15 protein-coding genes and 2 pseudogenes are annotated in these 15,058 nt (G+C 35.2%); 5 read left to right on the plus strand and 12 right to left on the minus strand.

What is annotated here, in order from left to right; genetic code table 11:
- Positions 1 to 75: 75 nt before the first annotated feature.
- The 7 genes from D1953_RS16520 to D1953_RS16555 form a co-directional block, all read right to left on the minus strand.
- A complete protein-coding gene (locus D1953_RS16520; protein ID WP_119118272.1) occupies positions 76 to 531 on the minus strand; it encodes a hypothetical protein in 456 nt (151 codons plus the stop codon).
- A gap of 429 nt (positions 532 to 960) precedes the next feature.
- Positions 961 to 1,134: a DUF2197 domain-containing protein gene (locus D1953_RS21770; RefSeq protein WP_119118273.1), complete on the minus strand. Its 174-nt coding sequence runs from the start codon at positions 1,132 to 1,134 to the stop codon at positions 961 to 963.
- A 311-nt stretch (positions 1,135 to 1,445) separates the two neighbouring features.
- Complete coding sequence (locus D1953_RS16535; protein ID WP_119118274.1) at positions 1,446 to 2,903, minus strand: GntP family permease; 1,458 nt, start codon at positions 2,901 to 2,903, stop codon at positions 1,446 to 1,448.
- A 200-nt stretch (positions 2,904 to 3,103) separates the two neighbouring features.
- Positions 3,104 to 3,895: an enoyl-CoA hydratase gene (locus D1953_RS16540; protein ID WP_119118275.1), complete on the minus strand. Its 792-nt coding sequence runs from the start codon at positions 3,893 to 3,895 to the stop codon at positions 3,104 to 3,106.
- Between the two features lie 84 nt (positions 3,896 to 3,979).
- Entirely contained in the window at positions 3,980 to 5,533 is a 1,554-nt protein-coding gene (locus D1953_RS16545) for an acyl-CoA synthetase (protein ID WP_119118276.1), read from the minus strand.
- A 293-nt stretch (positions 5,534 to 5,826) separates the two neighbouring features.
- Positions 5,827 to 7,194 carry a sigma-54 interaction domain-containing protein gene (locus D1953_RS16550; RefSeq protein ID WP_182480653.1) on the minus strand — a complete coding sequence of 456 codons (1,368 nt, stop codon included), beginning with the start codon at positions 7,192 to 7,194 and terminating at the stop codon, positions 5,827 to 5,829.
- Between the two features lie 391 nt (positions 7,195 to 7,585).
- A complete protein-coding gene (locus D1953_RS16555) occupies positions 7,586 to 7,912 on the minus strand; it encodes a YnfA family protein (protein ID WP_119118277.1) in 327 nt (108 codons plus the stop codon).
- 201 nt (positions 7,913 to 8,113) lie between these two features.
- On the opposite strand from D1953_RS16555, the gene D1953_RS16560 reads away from it, so the two are divergent.
- Positions 8,114 to 9,175, plus strand: a complete 1,062-nt coding sequence (locus tag D1953_RS16560; RefSeq protein ID WP_119118278.1) for a tartrate dehydrogenase — start codon at positions 8,114 to 8,116, stop codon at positions 9,173 to 9,175.
- A 186-nt stretch (positions 9,176 to 9,361) separates the two neighbouring features.
- The gene (locus D1953_RS16565; protein ID WP_119118279.1) at positions 9,362 to 9,619 is read left to right on the plus strand and encodes a hypothetical protein; all 258 of its coding nucleotides are present in this window, start codon (positions 9,362 to 9,364) and stop codon (positions 9,617 to 9,619) included.
- Between the two features lie 103 nt (positions 9,620 to 9,722).
- On the opposite strand, the gene D1953_RS21410 is transcribed toward D1953_RS16565, so the two are convergent.
- The gene (locus tag D1953_RS21410) at positions 9,723 to 9,899 is read right to left on the minus strand and encodes a hypothetical protein (protein ID WP_182480654.1); all 177 of its coding nucleotides are present in this window, start codon (positions 9,897 to 9,899) and stop codon (positions 9,723 to 9,725) included.
- 200 nt (positions 9,900 to 10,099) lie between these two features.
- Between D1953_RS21410 and D1953_RS16570 the strand changes: the two are divergent.
- Positions 10,100 to 10,375, plus strand: a pseudogene (locus D1953_RS16570) (transposase); the annotation flags it as partial.
- 39 nt (positions 10,376 to 10,414) lie between these two features.
- Positions 10,415 to 10,984, plus strand: a complete 570-nt coding sequence (locus tag D1953_RS16575) for a dihydrofolate reductase family protein (RefSeq protein WP_119118280.1) — start codon at positions 10,415 to 10,417, stop codon at positions 10,982 to 10,984.
- Positions 10,985 to 11,263: 279 nt separating this feature from the next.
- Here D1953_RS16575 and D1953_RS16580 read toward each other — a convergent pair whose 3' ends face one another.
- Complete coding sequence (locus tag D1953_RS16580) at positions 11,264 to 11,605, minus strand: winged helix-turn-helix transcriptional regulator (RefSeq protein WP_245980202.1); 342 nt, start codon at positions 11,603 to 11,605, stop codon at positions 11,264 to 11,266.
- Between the two features lie 174 nt (positions 11,606 to 11,779).
- Between D1953_RS16580 and D1953_RS16585 the strand changes: the two genes are divergently transcribed.
- The gene (locus tag D1953_RS16585; protein WP_119118284.1) at positions 11,780 to 12,373 is read left to right on the plus strand and encodes a nitroreductase family protein; all 594 of its coding nucleotides are present in this window, start codon (positions 11,780 to 11,782) and stop codon (positions 12,371 to 12,373) included.
- A gap of 66 nt (positions 12,374 to 12,439) precedes the next feature.
- On the opposite strand, the gene D1953_RS16590 is transcribed toward D1953_RS16585, so the two are convergent.
- From D1953_RS16590 to fadH, 3 genes and pseudogenes are all read right to left on the minus strand, one after another.
- A complete protein-coding gene (locus D1953_RS16590) occupies positions 12,440 to 13,201 on the minus strand; it encodes an SDR family NAD(P)-dependent oxidoreductase (protein ID WP_119118282.1) in 762 nt (253 codons plus the stop codon).
- Positions 13,202 to 13,309: 108 nt separating this feature from the next.
- Positions 13,310 to 14,179 carry an HD domain-containing protein gene (locus tag D1953_RS16595; protein ID WP_245980205.1) on the minus strand — a complete coding sequence of 290 codons (870 nt, stop codon included), beginning with the start codon at positions 14,177 to 14,179 and terminating at the stop codon, positions 13,310 to 13,312.
- A gap of 152 nt (positions 14,180 to 14,331) precedes the next feature.
- Positions 14,332 to 15,012, minus strand: a pseudogene (gene fadH, locus D1953_RS16600) (2,4-dienoyl-CoA reductase); the annotation flags it as partial.
- Between the last annotated feature and the right edge of the window lie 46 nt (positions 15,013 to 15,058).

The raw sequence follows: 15,058 nt of genomic DNA on the forward strand, positions 1-15,058 counted from the left end.
CTAGATAGTTGCCATGCCTGGCACACTAAGAAAACGATCCTTCATATTGAAGAATCGCGCCTGTTAATTGAATAACTAACAAATAGTATTATTCCTAAAATCACCGTTTTTTTCAATAACAATTTCTCCACCACCTTTAGATAGCTGTTCATATTTTTTAGGTAATAGGATAAGTGATGAATCGTATGAGACATTTGGTTTCAGAGTACCGTTTTCCACCATTTCCACTACTTCTTTTCTTTCTGATTTATTCATTTTAAAGTCCAAATCTAACATAACTTGAGTAAAAGGAAAGAACAGCCATAATAAGATAGTTAATAATTGGATTGTGAACGGCTTCCAATCCTTATTTTTAAATAAATTGATAATGGTCTTCACTGTAATGAAAATAAAAAGTCCAAATATCACTAACCAAATGGTCAGCATTAAAAATTCGGTTATTATATTAATCAAATACCATTGAAAAAGCGCAATTAAAATAACCAATATGCTACTTGCTAACGCCAAGAATAAAAGTCGATTATGCTTCAAGTTTTTCACTCTCTCATAGGATAGATTTGCTTCATTTTATAAATATAATCACGAGAATACCAATAGTATTTTATAGAAAACTTTTTCCACTAACCTCCGTTCGTATTATAAGGTCAATCAGAAATCTGGTGACCTTATAATACGAACGAGGTGCTTTTATTAAATAAGAAAGTCCTTTTCCTAAGTCTATTAAAAAGCAAATACCCCCTACTTTTGTCCTAAAGCTTGAGATTTTTCTTTGGATAACGGATCTCTAAACATTTCATTTAAATGCAATCCTTCACAATCTATTAGTAGACTCTCCACAAAAAACTATCTACTTTAAATGAGTATATTAAAAAACAAATATCACCAGTTGTAAGTCGACGAAAGAAAGCCTATCTGTCTTTTATTAGGTGAAGATATGGAAAATATTCAAACGGAATTTACTCAATCTAAGTATCTAAAGAAATATTTGATTGCATCAAGGCGTATTTTCAAATTACAATCTTCGCAACAATATATTCCATTCCTATTCACCTTAAATTGTTGATACTTCAGAGTTCCTCCGTATACTCTGAATATCTTTTTACAACTATAACAAAGTACCTCATAATAAATCATTGTTATCCTCCTAAGTGACACATTACTTTTTAGTTGATCTATTGAAGATTGTAACCAGCTCTCTAGCATATTCCCGAACATCTAACTGGAGATTTCTCATTAATTCAATAGTGAACCCGTCAATGGCATTTCTTATTTCGAACTTATTTTAAATTACTAATCTTTTTTATAAAGATACAGTTACGAAATTCTATACAAGCTTTTCTAACATCAAAAAGGTATAATCCCTCTATGCTTGTAAAGGGATTATACCTTTTTGATTAAAGTGATTTCGTTAGTTTTTTGAAATCATAGCAAACTTCATTTGTTTTTTAGATAAGACCAGTCAGCATATAAACACCGATGATGAAGAAAGCCGCAAAAGATTTAATAATCGTTATAGCAAAAATATCTTTGTAAGCTTGACGATGCGTTAAACCACATACTACAAGTAAGGTAATAACAGCACCGTTATGTGGAAGCGTATCCATTCCACCGGCTGCCATAGACATTACGCGGTGCATGACTTCTAATGGAATGTTAGCGGCATTAGCTACCTCTACATACTTTTCTGCCATTACACCTAATACAAGACTTATTCCTCCAGATCCAGATCCCGTCATTCCTGCAAGAATGTTTGTCGATACTGCCCCATTTACTAGCGGGTTGGTAAAAGTTGAAGAAAGGGCATTTTGAACGGTGGCAAACCCAGGTAAAGCTGCGATAACTCCTCCAAATCCAAATTCAGATGCGGTATTCATTGTAGCAAGCAAGGCCCCGCTTATCCCAATACTCATACTTTCTTGAAAATTCTTTTTAACCTCCTGAACGTTTAGAGCAATGGCCGTTACAATCCCTACAAGAAGCGCCATTACAACTGACCAAATACCAAGATTCTGACTTAAGTTAACCGTTCCAAAGCTCTCTAATCCAATTTTTGCAAAATCAAATCCATTCTCATACCATTTAGGAATGTAAGTGGTGAAAAACTTATTCATAACACCTACCAATACAAGCGGCAGAAAAGCAAGCCAATCTTTCGCCTTTATCTTTCCATCTGAAAGTTGAGTGGTAGGTGCAGACTTCGCTTCATGAATATCCGCTGCTTCACTAGCGGCTGCCATCTCATTGATTGCATTTTTTCCGATTCCGTAATACCCTTCCCCATTTGCAGCTGCCTTACGTCGACGGCTCTCTAAATACCACATACCGAGACCAAAAATGAACACTGCACCAATCATTCCAAGTATTGGAGCAGCATAAATATCGGTACCAAAGAAACTTGTTGGAATAACATTCTGAATCTGCGGTGATCCTGGAATGGCATCCATCGAGAAAGTAAAAGCACTAAATGCAATGGTCGCTGGAATGAGTCGTTTTGGAATATTTGCCTCGCGGAACAATTGAGCCGCAAAAGGATAAATAGCAAACACAGCTACAAATAAGCTAACCCCGCTGTAGGTAAGAATAGCACCCATTAGCACGACAGTCAGAATGGCTTGTTTAGCCCCAATAAACCGAACAATAACCTTAGCTATTCTCTCAGCGATTCCAGTAATCTCAATTACTTTACCAAAAATAGCACCAAGTAAGAAGACAGGAAAATATAGTTTTACAAAGCCAACTAACTTTTCCATAAAAATATTAGAGAAGAATGGTAACACATGACTTGGTTCAGTGAAGAATACAGCTAACAATGCACATATTGGAGCCAAAATAATAACAGAATAACCTCGATAAGCGCCAAATATAAGTAGCCCTAGAGCTGCTAGAATAATAATAAGATCCATAAATCAATCTCCTTTTACAGTTATATAAAGCCTCTCTAGATATAATCAATGTACTGCGATGACCTGCCTAAAGAAGAAGGAAGCATCTGTATTCTTTCTTGAGAATGAACATACAGAAAGTCCTTTTATTCTGCACTCTTTTTGTTCATCAAAATTTTCATACATTCCCTTATGTACTCACTTAGGATTGTTTTCTACGATTACTTATCTATAAATTTTGGTTTACGCTTCTGGATAAAGGCTTCAACCCCTTCTTTTACATCCTTTGTTTGCAAAACATGACCAAAATACTCAGCTTCCGTAACTAAGCCTTCATGAAGTTGTTGTTCATAGCCAACATCAAGAGAACGCTTCGCAAAGGAAAGGGCCGGCAATGAAAAATTGCTTATACATTCTGCTAGTTCCAATGCTTTTTCTAAAGATTTTCCTTTAGGAACAACATGGTTAACTAGTCCAATTTGTTTTGCCTCTTCTGCAGAGAGCGGCTGACCAGTAAAAATCATTTCTTTTGCTTTCGCTTTTCCAACTAATCGTGAAAGCCTTTGGGTACCCCCGGCTCCTGGAAATAATCCCAATTTAATTTCGGGAAGGCCAATTTGAATTTGTTCCTCCGCTATTCGAATATCACACGATAAAGCTAGTTCACATCCTCCGCCTAGCGCCACGCCGTTAATTGCAGCAATCGTTGGTTGAGATAAACGTTCAATCTTGTTAAGAGGCTCCTGAAGCCAAAGTGATTTTTGCTTTCCTTCTTCCACCCCTTTTTCCATCCATTCTGGAAAGCTCTTTATATCTCCACCAGCAACAAAAGCCTTTTCCCCTTGACCTGTAATAATTACAACTTTAATTTCCGAATCGTTTTCAATTTCATCTAATATAAGTGTCAATTGTTCAATAACATCAGCACTAAATACATTTACAGGTGGATTATCAATCACAATTTTTGCTATCTGACTCTGCTTCGACCATGATACAACTTGAATTTTATTCATTGGATTCCACACCAACTTTCTTTTAAATGTAAACATCAATCTACTATATAAGTATTTCTCTGCTTATCTACTAAAATATAGGGTTTAATTTATACCACTATACTGATTTCGTAAAACATACTTTTGAACCTTTCCTGAAGGGGTGCGTGGTATTTCATTCACAAATTTGACTTCTCTAGGCTTCTTATAACTTGCCAGGTGTTTTTTACAAAATTCAACTACATCCTCTTCAGTCAGATTAGCCCCTTCTTTCTTGACAATAACTGCACATACAGCTTCAATATATTTGGGATCAGGAACACCAATTATCGAAACTTCCTTCACATCCGGATGGCGGTATAAAACATCTTCAATTTCCGCTGCATAAATATTTTCACCGCCGCTTCGAATCATATCCTTTTTTCTTCCTACAATTGATAGATAACCCTCTTCATCGAATACTCCCAAATCTCCCGTTTTACACCAACCCTCAACAAATGTTTCCATTGTTGCATCAGGTCTCCTCCAATACCCCTCTGAAACCCCCGGGCTTTTAATTGCAATTTCACCAATTTCACCAACAGCAAGAGGTATTCCATTATCATCAATGATATTAATTTCTGTAAGAGGCATTGGCTTTCCAACAGTATGCCCCTTCGTAAAATTATCTTCTGGATCGAGCGCAGCCGCAATTGGTTGACCTTCCGTTAAACCATACACTTGAACAACTCCAAGATGTGGAAACTTCATTTTCAATTGTTCGAGCGCCCATGGCATGAGCGGGTCACCACCGGTATAAATTGTTTTTAAAGCTTTCAAATTATAATGATCTAGATTAGGCATATTTAACATTTCATAAATCATAAATGGGAATAAAAAACAATCAGTTACATTTTCATGTTCTATTACGGATAGAATCCTTCCAATCTCGAAACCTTGGCTTTTCGTAATAATAACCGTCCCACCCATCATTAGAATCGGAAGAGCGATATCTTCCATAGCTCCAACATGATAGAGTGGACCAGTAGTCATCCCAACTTCCTGACCATTAAACTTCCATTTCAATGCTTGTATTGCAGAGAACCAATATGTTGTATCATGAGTCCAAATCGCCCCTTTAGGTCTTCCAGTTGTCCCAGACGTATACATCAGCATAACTGGATCGTGTAATTTAATATGTCTCACGTTTACTTCTTCTATCGAACCGCTCTCTAACATACTCCATGGTTCAGACCAATACGGGATAGCATCTTGGGTATTCTCAAGACAAATAAAACGCTCAACAGAAACTTGATTCACAATTCCTTCCAGCTGCTTACATAAATTCGAATGAAAACATACTATTTTCGTCTGCGAATCGTTTAATGCATATTCAAGCTCCGCACTTGAAAGCCGAAAATTAAGTCGGACAGCAATTGCTCCAATTTTTGCAACAGCAAAATAAAGACCGAAATATTCAAGGCAGTTATGAAGTAAGATACCGACACGGTCTCCTTTTTCAACTCCAAGTTCACAAAGCTTATTTGCATAAGAGTTTGATATACGGTGAAGATCCGAATATGTCCATGATTTTCCCATTTCTTCTTGTATGGCTACTTTTCTATGATTTAACGTATTTAAATCATTGGCCATTTTTCTTGTGAAAAATCCAATATCCAAATAAAATTCCTCCCTTTCGTTATATTAACTATATTCAATGCAATATTTGTGCCAAATTTTGTAATATAAAGGTATCAACATTTCCAGGATTAAATCGTTAAATAATTAACTAATTTTTCCATAAATTCAGAAAGTCTTTACTGCAAAATTTCCTATAATTGATGAAAGTAACCCAATTGATAGAGTCTGATTTATTGCATCTCTTCCTAATCTATTGAGGAAAAACCAACATTCATTTGAAAATAAAAATAAATCCGGAATTTCGGAGTACATTCCGAAATCCCGGATTTGTTTTATTTGATCAGAATCTGATATTTCTTGATTTTATCGTATATAGTAGAATTCCCAATCCCAAGAGCTGCTGCTGCTCGGTTTTTATCGAAATTAAACTTCTTTAATACTTTTTCAATTACCTTCTTTTCTGTTTCTTCTACAATATCTTTTAAACTTCTTTCCTCCGCCTCCAACTTGTAATTTTTCAAATAATGGGGTAAATCATCTATTCTTATTTCTCCATTACTTGATAGATGAACCCCTGCATTAATTACATTCTCTAATTCTCTTATATTGCCTGGCCAATCATACTGCTCAATTAACGACAGAACTTCTGGGTGTACAGAAGTAATTCTTTTTCCTATTTTAGCTGTGGCTTTTTTCAGAAAATGCTCTACAAGTAAAGGAATATCCTCCCTTCTATCACGTAAAGCAGGGACAAATAATTGAACCGCATTAATTCGATAAAATAAATCTTCACGAAAAAGTTTTTGTTCAATCAATTTTTCTAAAGGACGGTTTGTAGCTGCAATTACCCGAACATTTATTTTTTTAGGGTACAGCGAACCTACAGGCTCATATTCATTCTCCTGAAGAACTCTTAATAACTTAACTTGCATATGTAAAGGCATATCACCAATTTCATCTAAGAAAATTGTTCCGCCATCTGCAAGTTCAAACTTTCCTATTTTTCCGCCCTTTTTTGCCCCAGTAAAGGCACCTGCCTCATACCCAAAAAGTTCTGATTCAATCAATTGTTCTGGAATAGCACCACAATTTACCTTTACAAACGGTTTATCCATTCTTCCACTAAATTGATGAATGCTATGCGCAATAATTTCTTTACCTGTACCACTTTCTCCTCGAATTAAAACAGATATATTCCCCACGGCGACTCTTTTTACCAAATCCTTTAATTGTTGGATTTCTTGTGATTTTCCGATTAAATCATGTGAAGAATACTTAATCCCACCTGGTATTTCCTGTTCCTTTTGATAAAACTTATAATTAATTAAAAGTTCGTTAATATGGCTGTTCATACTCTTCCAATCAGCAAGATCTCGAAAAGTAATAATCCCTATCGCACCGAGTATTTCATTATTTTTTATAATAGGGATTCGATTGGCAATGACAAAATCATTATGAAGAAAATGTAAGTCGGCCATTTCAGCTTTACCTGTTTGTACTACTAAATGCATTCTTGTATTTTCAATTACATTTGTTACGTGCTTACCAATCACTAGTTCCCTTTCGATTTTTAAAAATTCACAATAATTATTGCTCATATATTGGATTTTCCCATTAATATCAACAATTACAGTGCCATAATATGTACTTTCGAATACTATATCTAGTAATTTATTATTGAAAAAATGTTCTGTAATCATCGTAATCTCCTTTTTATAATTTGTGCTCTATATTAAAAATGGAAATAAAAGTAATATAGTTAACTATAGCACAATTACAATATTATGGAAATTCAAGTTTTCCGATACAGAACTTAGCGGTTCTTCACATATGAACAATGTAACCTCAAAATCTATAGGCAACGAACACTAATTATTTTGTAGAAATAGCTTGGAAAGTACTCATTAGTATCAGCCTAATGATGATGTAGCTGAACTGCACGACAAGCCCGACAAGAAATGGATGCATGGAACAAGACTATTTTTCTCTCAAGTGTTACTTACCCAAGTCTCTCCTCTACCTCTTCTTAGGAAGATGCTAAGTCGAATATTTGTGAGAAAAGAACCCCAGCGGCTTTAGCCATGGAAGTGGTTAGTGACGTGGGGCTAATAACATTACAGAAACTCCAACTAAGCATATACCTGCACCTATCCAATCGTATAGGTCAGGTGTTTTCTTATCAATGCCCCATCCCCATAATACTGAAAGAACGATAAATATTCCTCCATAGGCAGCGTACACTCGGCCAAACGATGGGAATGATTGAAATGTAGCAATCACACCATATAAAGCCAATGCTATTCCACCAAAGATTCCCCAATAAACGGATTTCCCTTCTCTTAACCATAACCAGATGAGGTATCCCCCGCCTATTTCCGCTAAACCAGCTAGTATAAATAATACAATCGCATAAAGCACTTCATTCACTTCCTTCAAAAATTTTAAAGATATACAAGTAATATCATAACGTACTCTTCTATTTTCTAAACTCTTAAAGATAGAAAATTTTTCCTATTCTTATTGAATAATACTACGAAATATTGGAATGTTTTGTATAATAGATTATACGGTTATAAATTATTTTGACAAAACATACTATGAATCCAAGGAGGATACAACATGAAACAGTGGGAGATTTCTGTTATTCCTGGAGATGGAATTGGAAAAGAAGTAATGCCAGAAGCCATTAAAGTTTTAGATGTGCTGGCCGATATTCATGGGGGGCTTAATTTTACATACAAAGAATACCCATGGAGTTGTGAATACTATCTCGAACACGGTGTAATGATGCCAAAAGATGAATTAAAGCAGTTAGAACAAAGTGATGCCGTTTTTTTAGGAGCGGTTGGAAATCCAAAACTTGTTGCAGATCACGTATCTCTTTGGGGACTGCTTGTTAATATCCGAAGAGAATTCGAACAAGTCATCAATGTTCGTCCTGCAAAACAAATGAAAGGAATCGTCTCTCCGCTCGCTAACCCACGGGAATTTGATTTCACTGTAGTAAGAGAAAATAGTGAAGGAGAATATAGTGAAATCGGAGGGCGAATTCATTCTGGTGAAGATGAAATGGCCATTCAAAATGCTGTTTTTACTAGAAAAGGGATTACGCGTGCCATGGATTATGCGTTTGAACTAGCTAAAACAAGAAAAGGGCATGTTACAAGTGCAACAAAATCAAATGGAATTGTTCATTCCATGCCTTTTTGGGATGAAGTCTTTCAAGATGTTTCAAGAAAGTATGACAATATCGAAACACAATCTATACATATTGATGCTCTTAGTGCTTTCTTTGTTTCAAAGCCGCATACTTTTGATGTAATTGTAGCAAGTAATTTATTCGGAGACATTTTAACAGATATTGGTGCATCTATTATGGGAAGCATCGGCATTGCCCCAGCAGCCAATATTAATTTAAATGGTAAATTCCCATCCATGTTTGAACCTGTTCATGGTTCTGCGCCAGATATTGTTGGCAAAGGAATTGCTAATCCAATTGGCCAAATTTGGACAGGAAAAATGATGCTCGATCACTTCGGAGAGCAAGAGCTAGGTACTTTATTATTAGATACAATAGAGGAAGTACTCCAAGACGGTATAAAGACTCCGGATATCGGTGGTACTGCGTCTACAATAGAGGTAACTGAACATATTATTAATAAACTAAAAGCCCGCTCATAAGATGGCCATATAACAGTTAAGGAAAAGGACTCTCGAAAGGTCCTTTTTTCTTGACCAATTATAAACCTAAATTTCTATATCATTACTTGCATTTTATTGATTATTTTCAGAATATTTATCCAACTATATGGTAATATATAGTAAGGACGGATGCTGATTATATCTCAAAAAAAGAGGAGGAAAAGCATGGGGAAAATGAACGTTCTTTTATATGAAGTCCATGAGTATTTCGAAAATGACTCGAACTTTATTAAAGCACAAATCGAAGAGTCTATAGGTACAGTCGTTTTAACTGGTGAAATTAGAGGAAAAGGTACAGGGGTCAAAATTTACGTTAAAGATTTGAACAAGGAAAAGTATCATCACACTTTAATCCCTTCTCTGCGCAACAAAGGGTATGATGTAGAATTTCTTTATACGGAACATGAATTATTCTTGTTTTAATTCATTACAGCGACTAACTAAAGGAAAAATAAAGAACAAACAGGGTTGCCTCATCTTATAAGACAACCCTGTTTGTTATGATAAACCATTAAAGCGCTAATCCTTATTTTCCCTGCTTACCTTTTTTATACTTAGAATAATACGCATAGCTCATCCAAGCATATAATACTGTCGCTATACTAAAAATGATTTTCATACCTGTTAAAGGATATATAATAGCCGATAGTAAGGCTAATATTGTTGCAAGTACATAAAGCCCTAGAACAATTGTATCTTTCATTTAAATCTCTCCTTCTTCTGTTGATACTACGCTGTTTTTCTCTAATGATTGTGGTTTATATGTATAAACGGCTTACAATAAGCTTCATTATATAAATTATCATTGCTACTATCACTTCATTTTACATATAAATTCTAACTTAAACAATGATAGATATGCATTTATCTAATCCTACTCTTTTATTATTTGGCTCTGTTATAGTCATTCAATTCGAAAAATATAATGGTCGGCAACGATATCACTGTAAATGCTGTAGCAAAACTTTTACTGATACAACCAATACTAGCTTGTACCGTACCCGAAAAAGTAACGAATGGATTACATTTGTTGATTGTATGCTCAAAGAATATTCCCTGCGAAAATGGGCTAAAATCGTAGAGGTTACTTAGTGAAATGCTTTAAAACAAATGGATTTTGATGGTATCGTTGAAATTGATGAGACTTATTTCCTGTATTCTCAAAAAGGAAAAACGGGCAGAAGAAACAAAACCTGAATGATAAAAGGATGAAGAGTTATGACAAACAACGTAAAACAGAGAAAAATAATTTTAGATTTAGCAGTTACTTTAGATGGTTTTATTGAAGGGAAAAATGGAGAAGTTGATTGGTGCATTATGGACCCTGATATGGGGTTCACTGATTTCTTGAATCAAATTGATACTATTTTTTATGGTAGAAAAAGCTACGATTTATGGGGACAATATATTCCAAAAAATGAAGACTCTGATACCGAAAAAGAAATTTGGAGATTGGTTCATAATAAAGAGAAATATGTATTTTCCAGAACACAAAAAGAAACTAATAATCAAGCAATATTTGTAAATGATAATCTTCTTGAGGAAGTAAATAAATTGAAGAAAAAGTCTGGTAAGGACATCTGGCTGTATGGCGGAGCAAGTCTCATTACAACCTTTATAAATTTAGGGCTTGTTGATGAATTTAGATTATCCATTCACCCTGTTGTTTTGGGAGAAGGAAAATCGCTGTTTATTGATATAAAACAGAGGATAAATTTAAAAATGGTTAATACAAGAACGTTCTCTTCTGGCGTTGTGCAAATAATCTATCATTGGAATGATAATTAATAATATCGTTTACTCCAAAGATATATTTTCATAAATATTATAAGCTAATACTCGACAGTAGTTGTCGCTTATTCAACTATTGGCAGATATAAGGAATAGGGGACTCATAAATAATGAGTTCCCTTAATATTATGAATTTTTTAACAAAACCTATTATTTTTTAAAAAAGCCCTGTAGAGGTTTCAACCCTTCACAGAACCATAATAAGTTTGTTCATAAATCTACACTAACTAAAGTCAATGGCACATACAATCGAATTGAACAGCGATACAGATTGATTTACTTATTTTGTTCCCATTCATACACTTCTATCCAATGATGTATCGCGACAATTACTTCTTTTAATGCTACACCACTAGAAGTTAGTGTATACTCCACTTTTTTTGTAGAGGAATCAAGATAATGCTTGTTTACGATATTAACGTCAACTAATTCATTTAGTCGTTTGGTTAAAAGTCGATCTGAAATCCCTGGAACTGCTGAAAGAATTTCATGATATCGCTTTGGCCCAGACATTAAAGTATAAATGATGATCCCCATCCACTTTCTTCCGATAAATTCTATCGTACTATGGTAATTACTACAAACATCCAATTTAGTTTCACAGTTAGGTTTCTTCAATACACTCCCCCATTTACTCTTCATTTATCTATTCTTATCTTATCATATATGTATATTTATTGACGTGAAAAACTTACTAATGGTAAGCTATAGGTCGTAAACTTACTATTAGTAAGTTTTAATAAAGGAGGAATATCAGTGACTACAACAATTGATTCAAATATATATTCAATCATGAAAGCAAGAAAGTCTGTCCGCGTATATGATCCAACATTCAGTATTCCAAAAGAAGAAATTGAAGAAATGATTCAGATGGCAACATCCGCTCCATCTTCTAGTAATCTTCAACCTTGGCGCTTTCTTGTGATTCAAGATCCAGAAGTAAAAAAAGAATTAAGAGCCATTGCGAATAATCAAGAACAAGTAGAAACAAGCTCTGCTGTTATCGCTGTATTAGGTGACCACGAAATGTATCAAAAAGTAGAGCAAATCTATAACCAAAACTTTGCTGAAGGTCATATGAACGAGGCAATCACAGAGCAAATGATTAATAGTACTCGACGTGTATATCCACAAATCTCAACAGAAGCTAGAAAAAATATTGCTTCTTTTGATGCAGGACTCATTTCTATGCAATTCATGTTACTCGCTAAAGAAAAAGGCTATGATACTGTTACAATGGGTGGGTTCGATAAGGAGAAATTCGCTGAAAGATTTGAGTTACCAGAAGGAACTTTTCCTATTGTTTTAATAGCACTTGGAAAAGCTGCTGCCCCAGCATACGGATCTTCTCGTCTTCCGGTAAACGATATCGTACGTTTTATTTGATAGGATGAATAAAAAATCAGAGCATGCTTTGAAGAGAAGATTCATCAAACTATGCTCTGATTTTCTTTAAAAATTCATTCTAGACTGTCCACCATCTACATTTATACTAGCTCCGACAATCCAAGAAGCTTTATCAGAAGCTAGAAAAGCAACAACATTGGCTATTTCTTCAGGAGTACCAAAACGACCTGCAGGAATTTCACGCTGAATAAATTCTTTCATTTGCTGAGGGTTCTCTTCGATTCGCTTTTTCCAATTTCCTGTTTCATGAAGAATACTTCCTGGAGCAATGCTATTTACACGAATTCCATAAGCGATTACCTCATCAGCGAACGATTTAGTAAAGCTAATCAAAGCCGATTTGGCATTATTATAGGTCACTTTTCCGCCGCTCTCTCTTCCAAATATAGATGTAATGTTAATAATTGATCCACTGCGAGATGTTTTCATATACTCAGCTGCTAATTTACTTAAATGAACGGCGGAAAAATAATTTAGCTCTAGCGCTTTATAAAATACATCCATCTCCGTATCTAATGCTTTTCCTCCATTACTGCCACCTGCATTATTAATTAGAACATCTATTGTTCCTTTTTGTTCAATAAAAGATTGCATGAGTTTTTCCCGTTCATCTGCTTTTAAAATATCCGCTTGAAAAATGGATATGCTGCCACCAAACTCTTCTTTTGTCTTTTGTAAAGATTCTAGGCCGCGGGCAGCAATTGCTACATTTGCTCCTTCTAAAACAAAAGCCTGAGCAATGGCTTTTCCTATCCCTTTCGACCCGCCCGTAATCAATATGTTTTTCCCTTGTAATTGTAAATCCATTTCAAAAATCTCCTACTCATTTTCAGTTAACTTTACATATGTATTTTGTCCGATATTGTACTTCACAAGTAAATTTCTCTTTTGGTATATCCATTATAAAAGAACTTTCTATAATTTCTTTAAATTTCTAAATATATGTCTAGCGATTTCTAGTTCGTTCATTTGATATTGTTCCATTAAAGATAAGCCCAAACAACCAATAAGTATAGGGCTATCTGAATTTGTTTGAAACTCCAGCCCACACTGCTGTAAATAATTAAGTAGATTAAATACGCGCTCGTCTTGGTGTACATATAAAGTATTGAGTCGACGATAAACAATTGCTTTAATCTTCCCGTGCGGCTCATTGTCCCATTCTTCTAGTTGTGAGTCAGCGACACCGTATGGAAATTCAAAATAACTATCTATTTCTTTAAATGAAAGATTTTTATCCTGACCAAACACCTTTTGTACAGTTTGATCAAATGCTAAAAGCAGATTCTTTTCTACTTCCGTTCTGTACAACTGAGTGGCAATCGATTGATAATACCAATCCTGTTCTTCTTTTCCACTATTAAATCGATTCCATACTTCTTCCCCTATCCTACTGCCTTCTTCTTTGATAGACGAAAGATTATTCAACTTATCCGCACAGACAATCGCCGCTCCATTTTTGGATAAGGAGTGAATTGTCTGCACTGTATGTAATTTTCTTACTTTCCATGGTAAGGTTTTATCTTTTTCCGATGCTGCTTCTACTAAATTGGCTACCCTAAGGCCGAATTCATCGACGAGTTGCTCATACGTAGCTTGGGTATCTTCAAGCACATCGTGTAAAATACCAGCTGTTATTGTCTCCTCGTTATAGCCATATTTTTGTAAGAGGAAGCCGACAGACAGGGGATGAACGACGTAAGGAATTGTTGTTTGCTTGCGCATTTGTCCATGGTGAGCGGAAAGAGCGAAATTGATTCCTTTTTCTATTAGTGATATACCCATTATTTTCATTCCTTTATTATTCCTTTTGAGCAAACCAATCATTCATGAGCTAATTACAAAAAAGACACCTTCTAGAATGAAGTTTACCCACTACATCCAAGAAAGGTATCATCATGATTAAAAATAACACAACATTACCAAATATATCCACACTAATTCTTAATAATCTGATTATTTAACCATCTTCCCCCATCCATAGTAATACATTCGCCATTCATATATTCAGCTTCTGGTGATAATAAGAAGTTTGCTAGATTAGCAATTTCTTCAGCTTTTCCAAATCGTTTTAGCGGTACAGAATTAATAGCTTCTTGATATACATTTCTCGTTTCAATCAATCTTGCTACCCCTTCTGTATTTTCAATCGGTCCCGGAGCAATGCAATTTACTCTAATCCCGTATTTGCTGCCCCATTCTACAGCAAGTGTACGCATCATCGACAACACTCCTGCTTTTGCACTAGCTGAATGGATAGTACCAGGTCCAGCCCCCTAGGCATAGGTCGCTATAATATTTAGAATACTACCGGTTTGGTTATTAGCAATCCACTCTTTTCCAACTGCTTGAGAACAATACCATGTCCCATTTAATACGATATCAATAACAGATTTCCAGCCATTTATCGAAAGCTCTTCGGCAGGACAAACGAAATTTCCAGCAGCGTTATTCACAAGTGCATCTATCTTTCCAAATTGATTTTTTGTTGCAAGAATCATTGCCTGCACATGTTCAAGATCACGAACATCCATTTGAAAATCCAGTACTTGACCGTTCAGTGATTTCATTTCCGCCTTTGCCTGCTTTAACCGCTCAGGATTCCGGCCACTGACCACTCCCATGGCTTAAGTTAAACAGACTATATTTAGGAGAGGATACTAT

Source organism: Peribacillus asahii, from assembly GCF_003570725.1.
GTDB classification, from domain to species: domain Bacteria; phylum Bacillota; class Bacilli; order Bacillales; family DSM-1321; genus Peribacillus; species Peribacillus asahii.

Excerpts from the sequence above, each read along its gene's own strand:
- D1953_RS21410 (WP_182480654.1), bottom strand. The coding sequence starts at position 9,899 with ATGAAAGATACAATTGTTCTAGGGCTTTATGTACTTGCAACAATATTA.
- D1953_RS16590 (WP_119118282.1), bottom strand. The coding sequence starts at position 13,201 with ATGGATTTACAATTACAAGGGAAAAACATATTGATTACGGGCGGGTCG.
- D1953_RS16535 (WP_119118274.1), bottom strand. The coding sequence starts at position 2,903 with ATGGATCTTATTATTATTCTAGCAGCTCTAGGGCTACTTATATTTGGC.
- D1953_RS16575 (WP_119118280.1), top strand. The coding sequence starts at position 10,415 with ATGACAAACAACGTAAAACAGAGAAAAATAATTTTAGATTTAGCAGTT.
- D1953_RS16595 (WP_245980205.1), bottom strand. The coding sequence starts at position 14,179 with ATGGGTATATCACTAATAGAAAAAGGAATCAATTTCGCTCTTTCCGCT.
- D1953_RS16540 (WP_119118275.1), bottom strand. The coding sequence starts at position 3,895 with ATGAATAAAATTCAAGTTGTATCATGGTCGAAGCAGAGTCAGATAGCA.
- D1953_RS16550 (WP_182480653.1), bottom strand. The coding sequence starts at position 7,194 with ATGATTACAGAACATTTTTTCAATAATAAATTACTAGATATAGTATTC.
- D1953_RS16560 (WP_119118278.1), top strand. The coding sequence starts at position 8,114 with ATGAAACAGTGGGAGATTTCTGTTATTCCTGGAGATGGAATTGGAAAA.
- D1953_RS16565 (WP_119118279.1), top strand. The coding sequence starts at position 9,362 with ATGGGGAAAATGAACGTTCTTTTATATGAAGTCCATGAGTATTTCGAA.
- D1953_RS16585 (WP_119118284.1), top strand. The coding sequence starts at position 11,780 with ATGAAAGCAAGAAAGTCTGTCCGCGTATATGATCCAACATTCAGTATT.
- D1953_RS21770 (WP_119118273.1), bottom strand. The coding sequence starts at position 1,134 with ATGATTTATTATGAGGTACTTTGTTATAGTTGTAAAAAGATATTCAGA.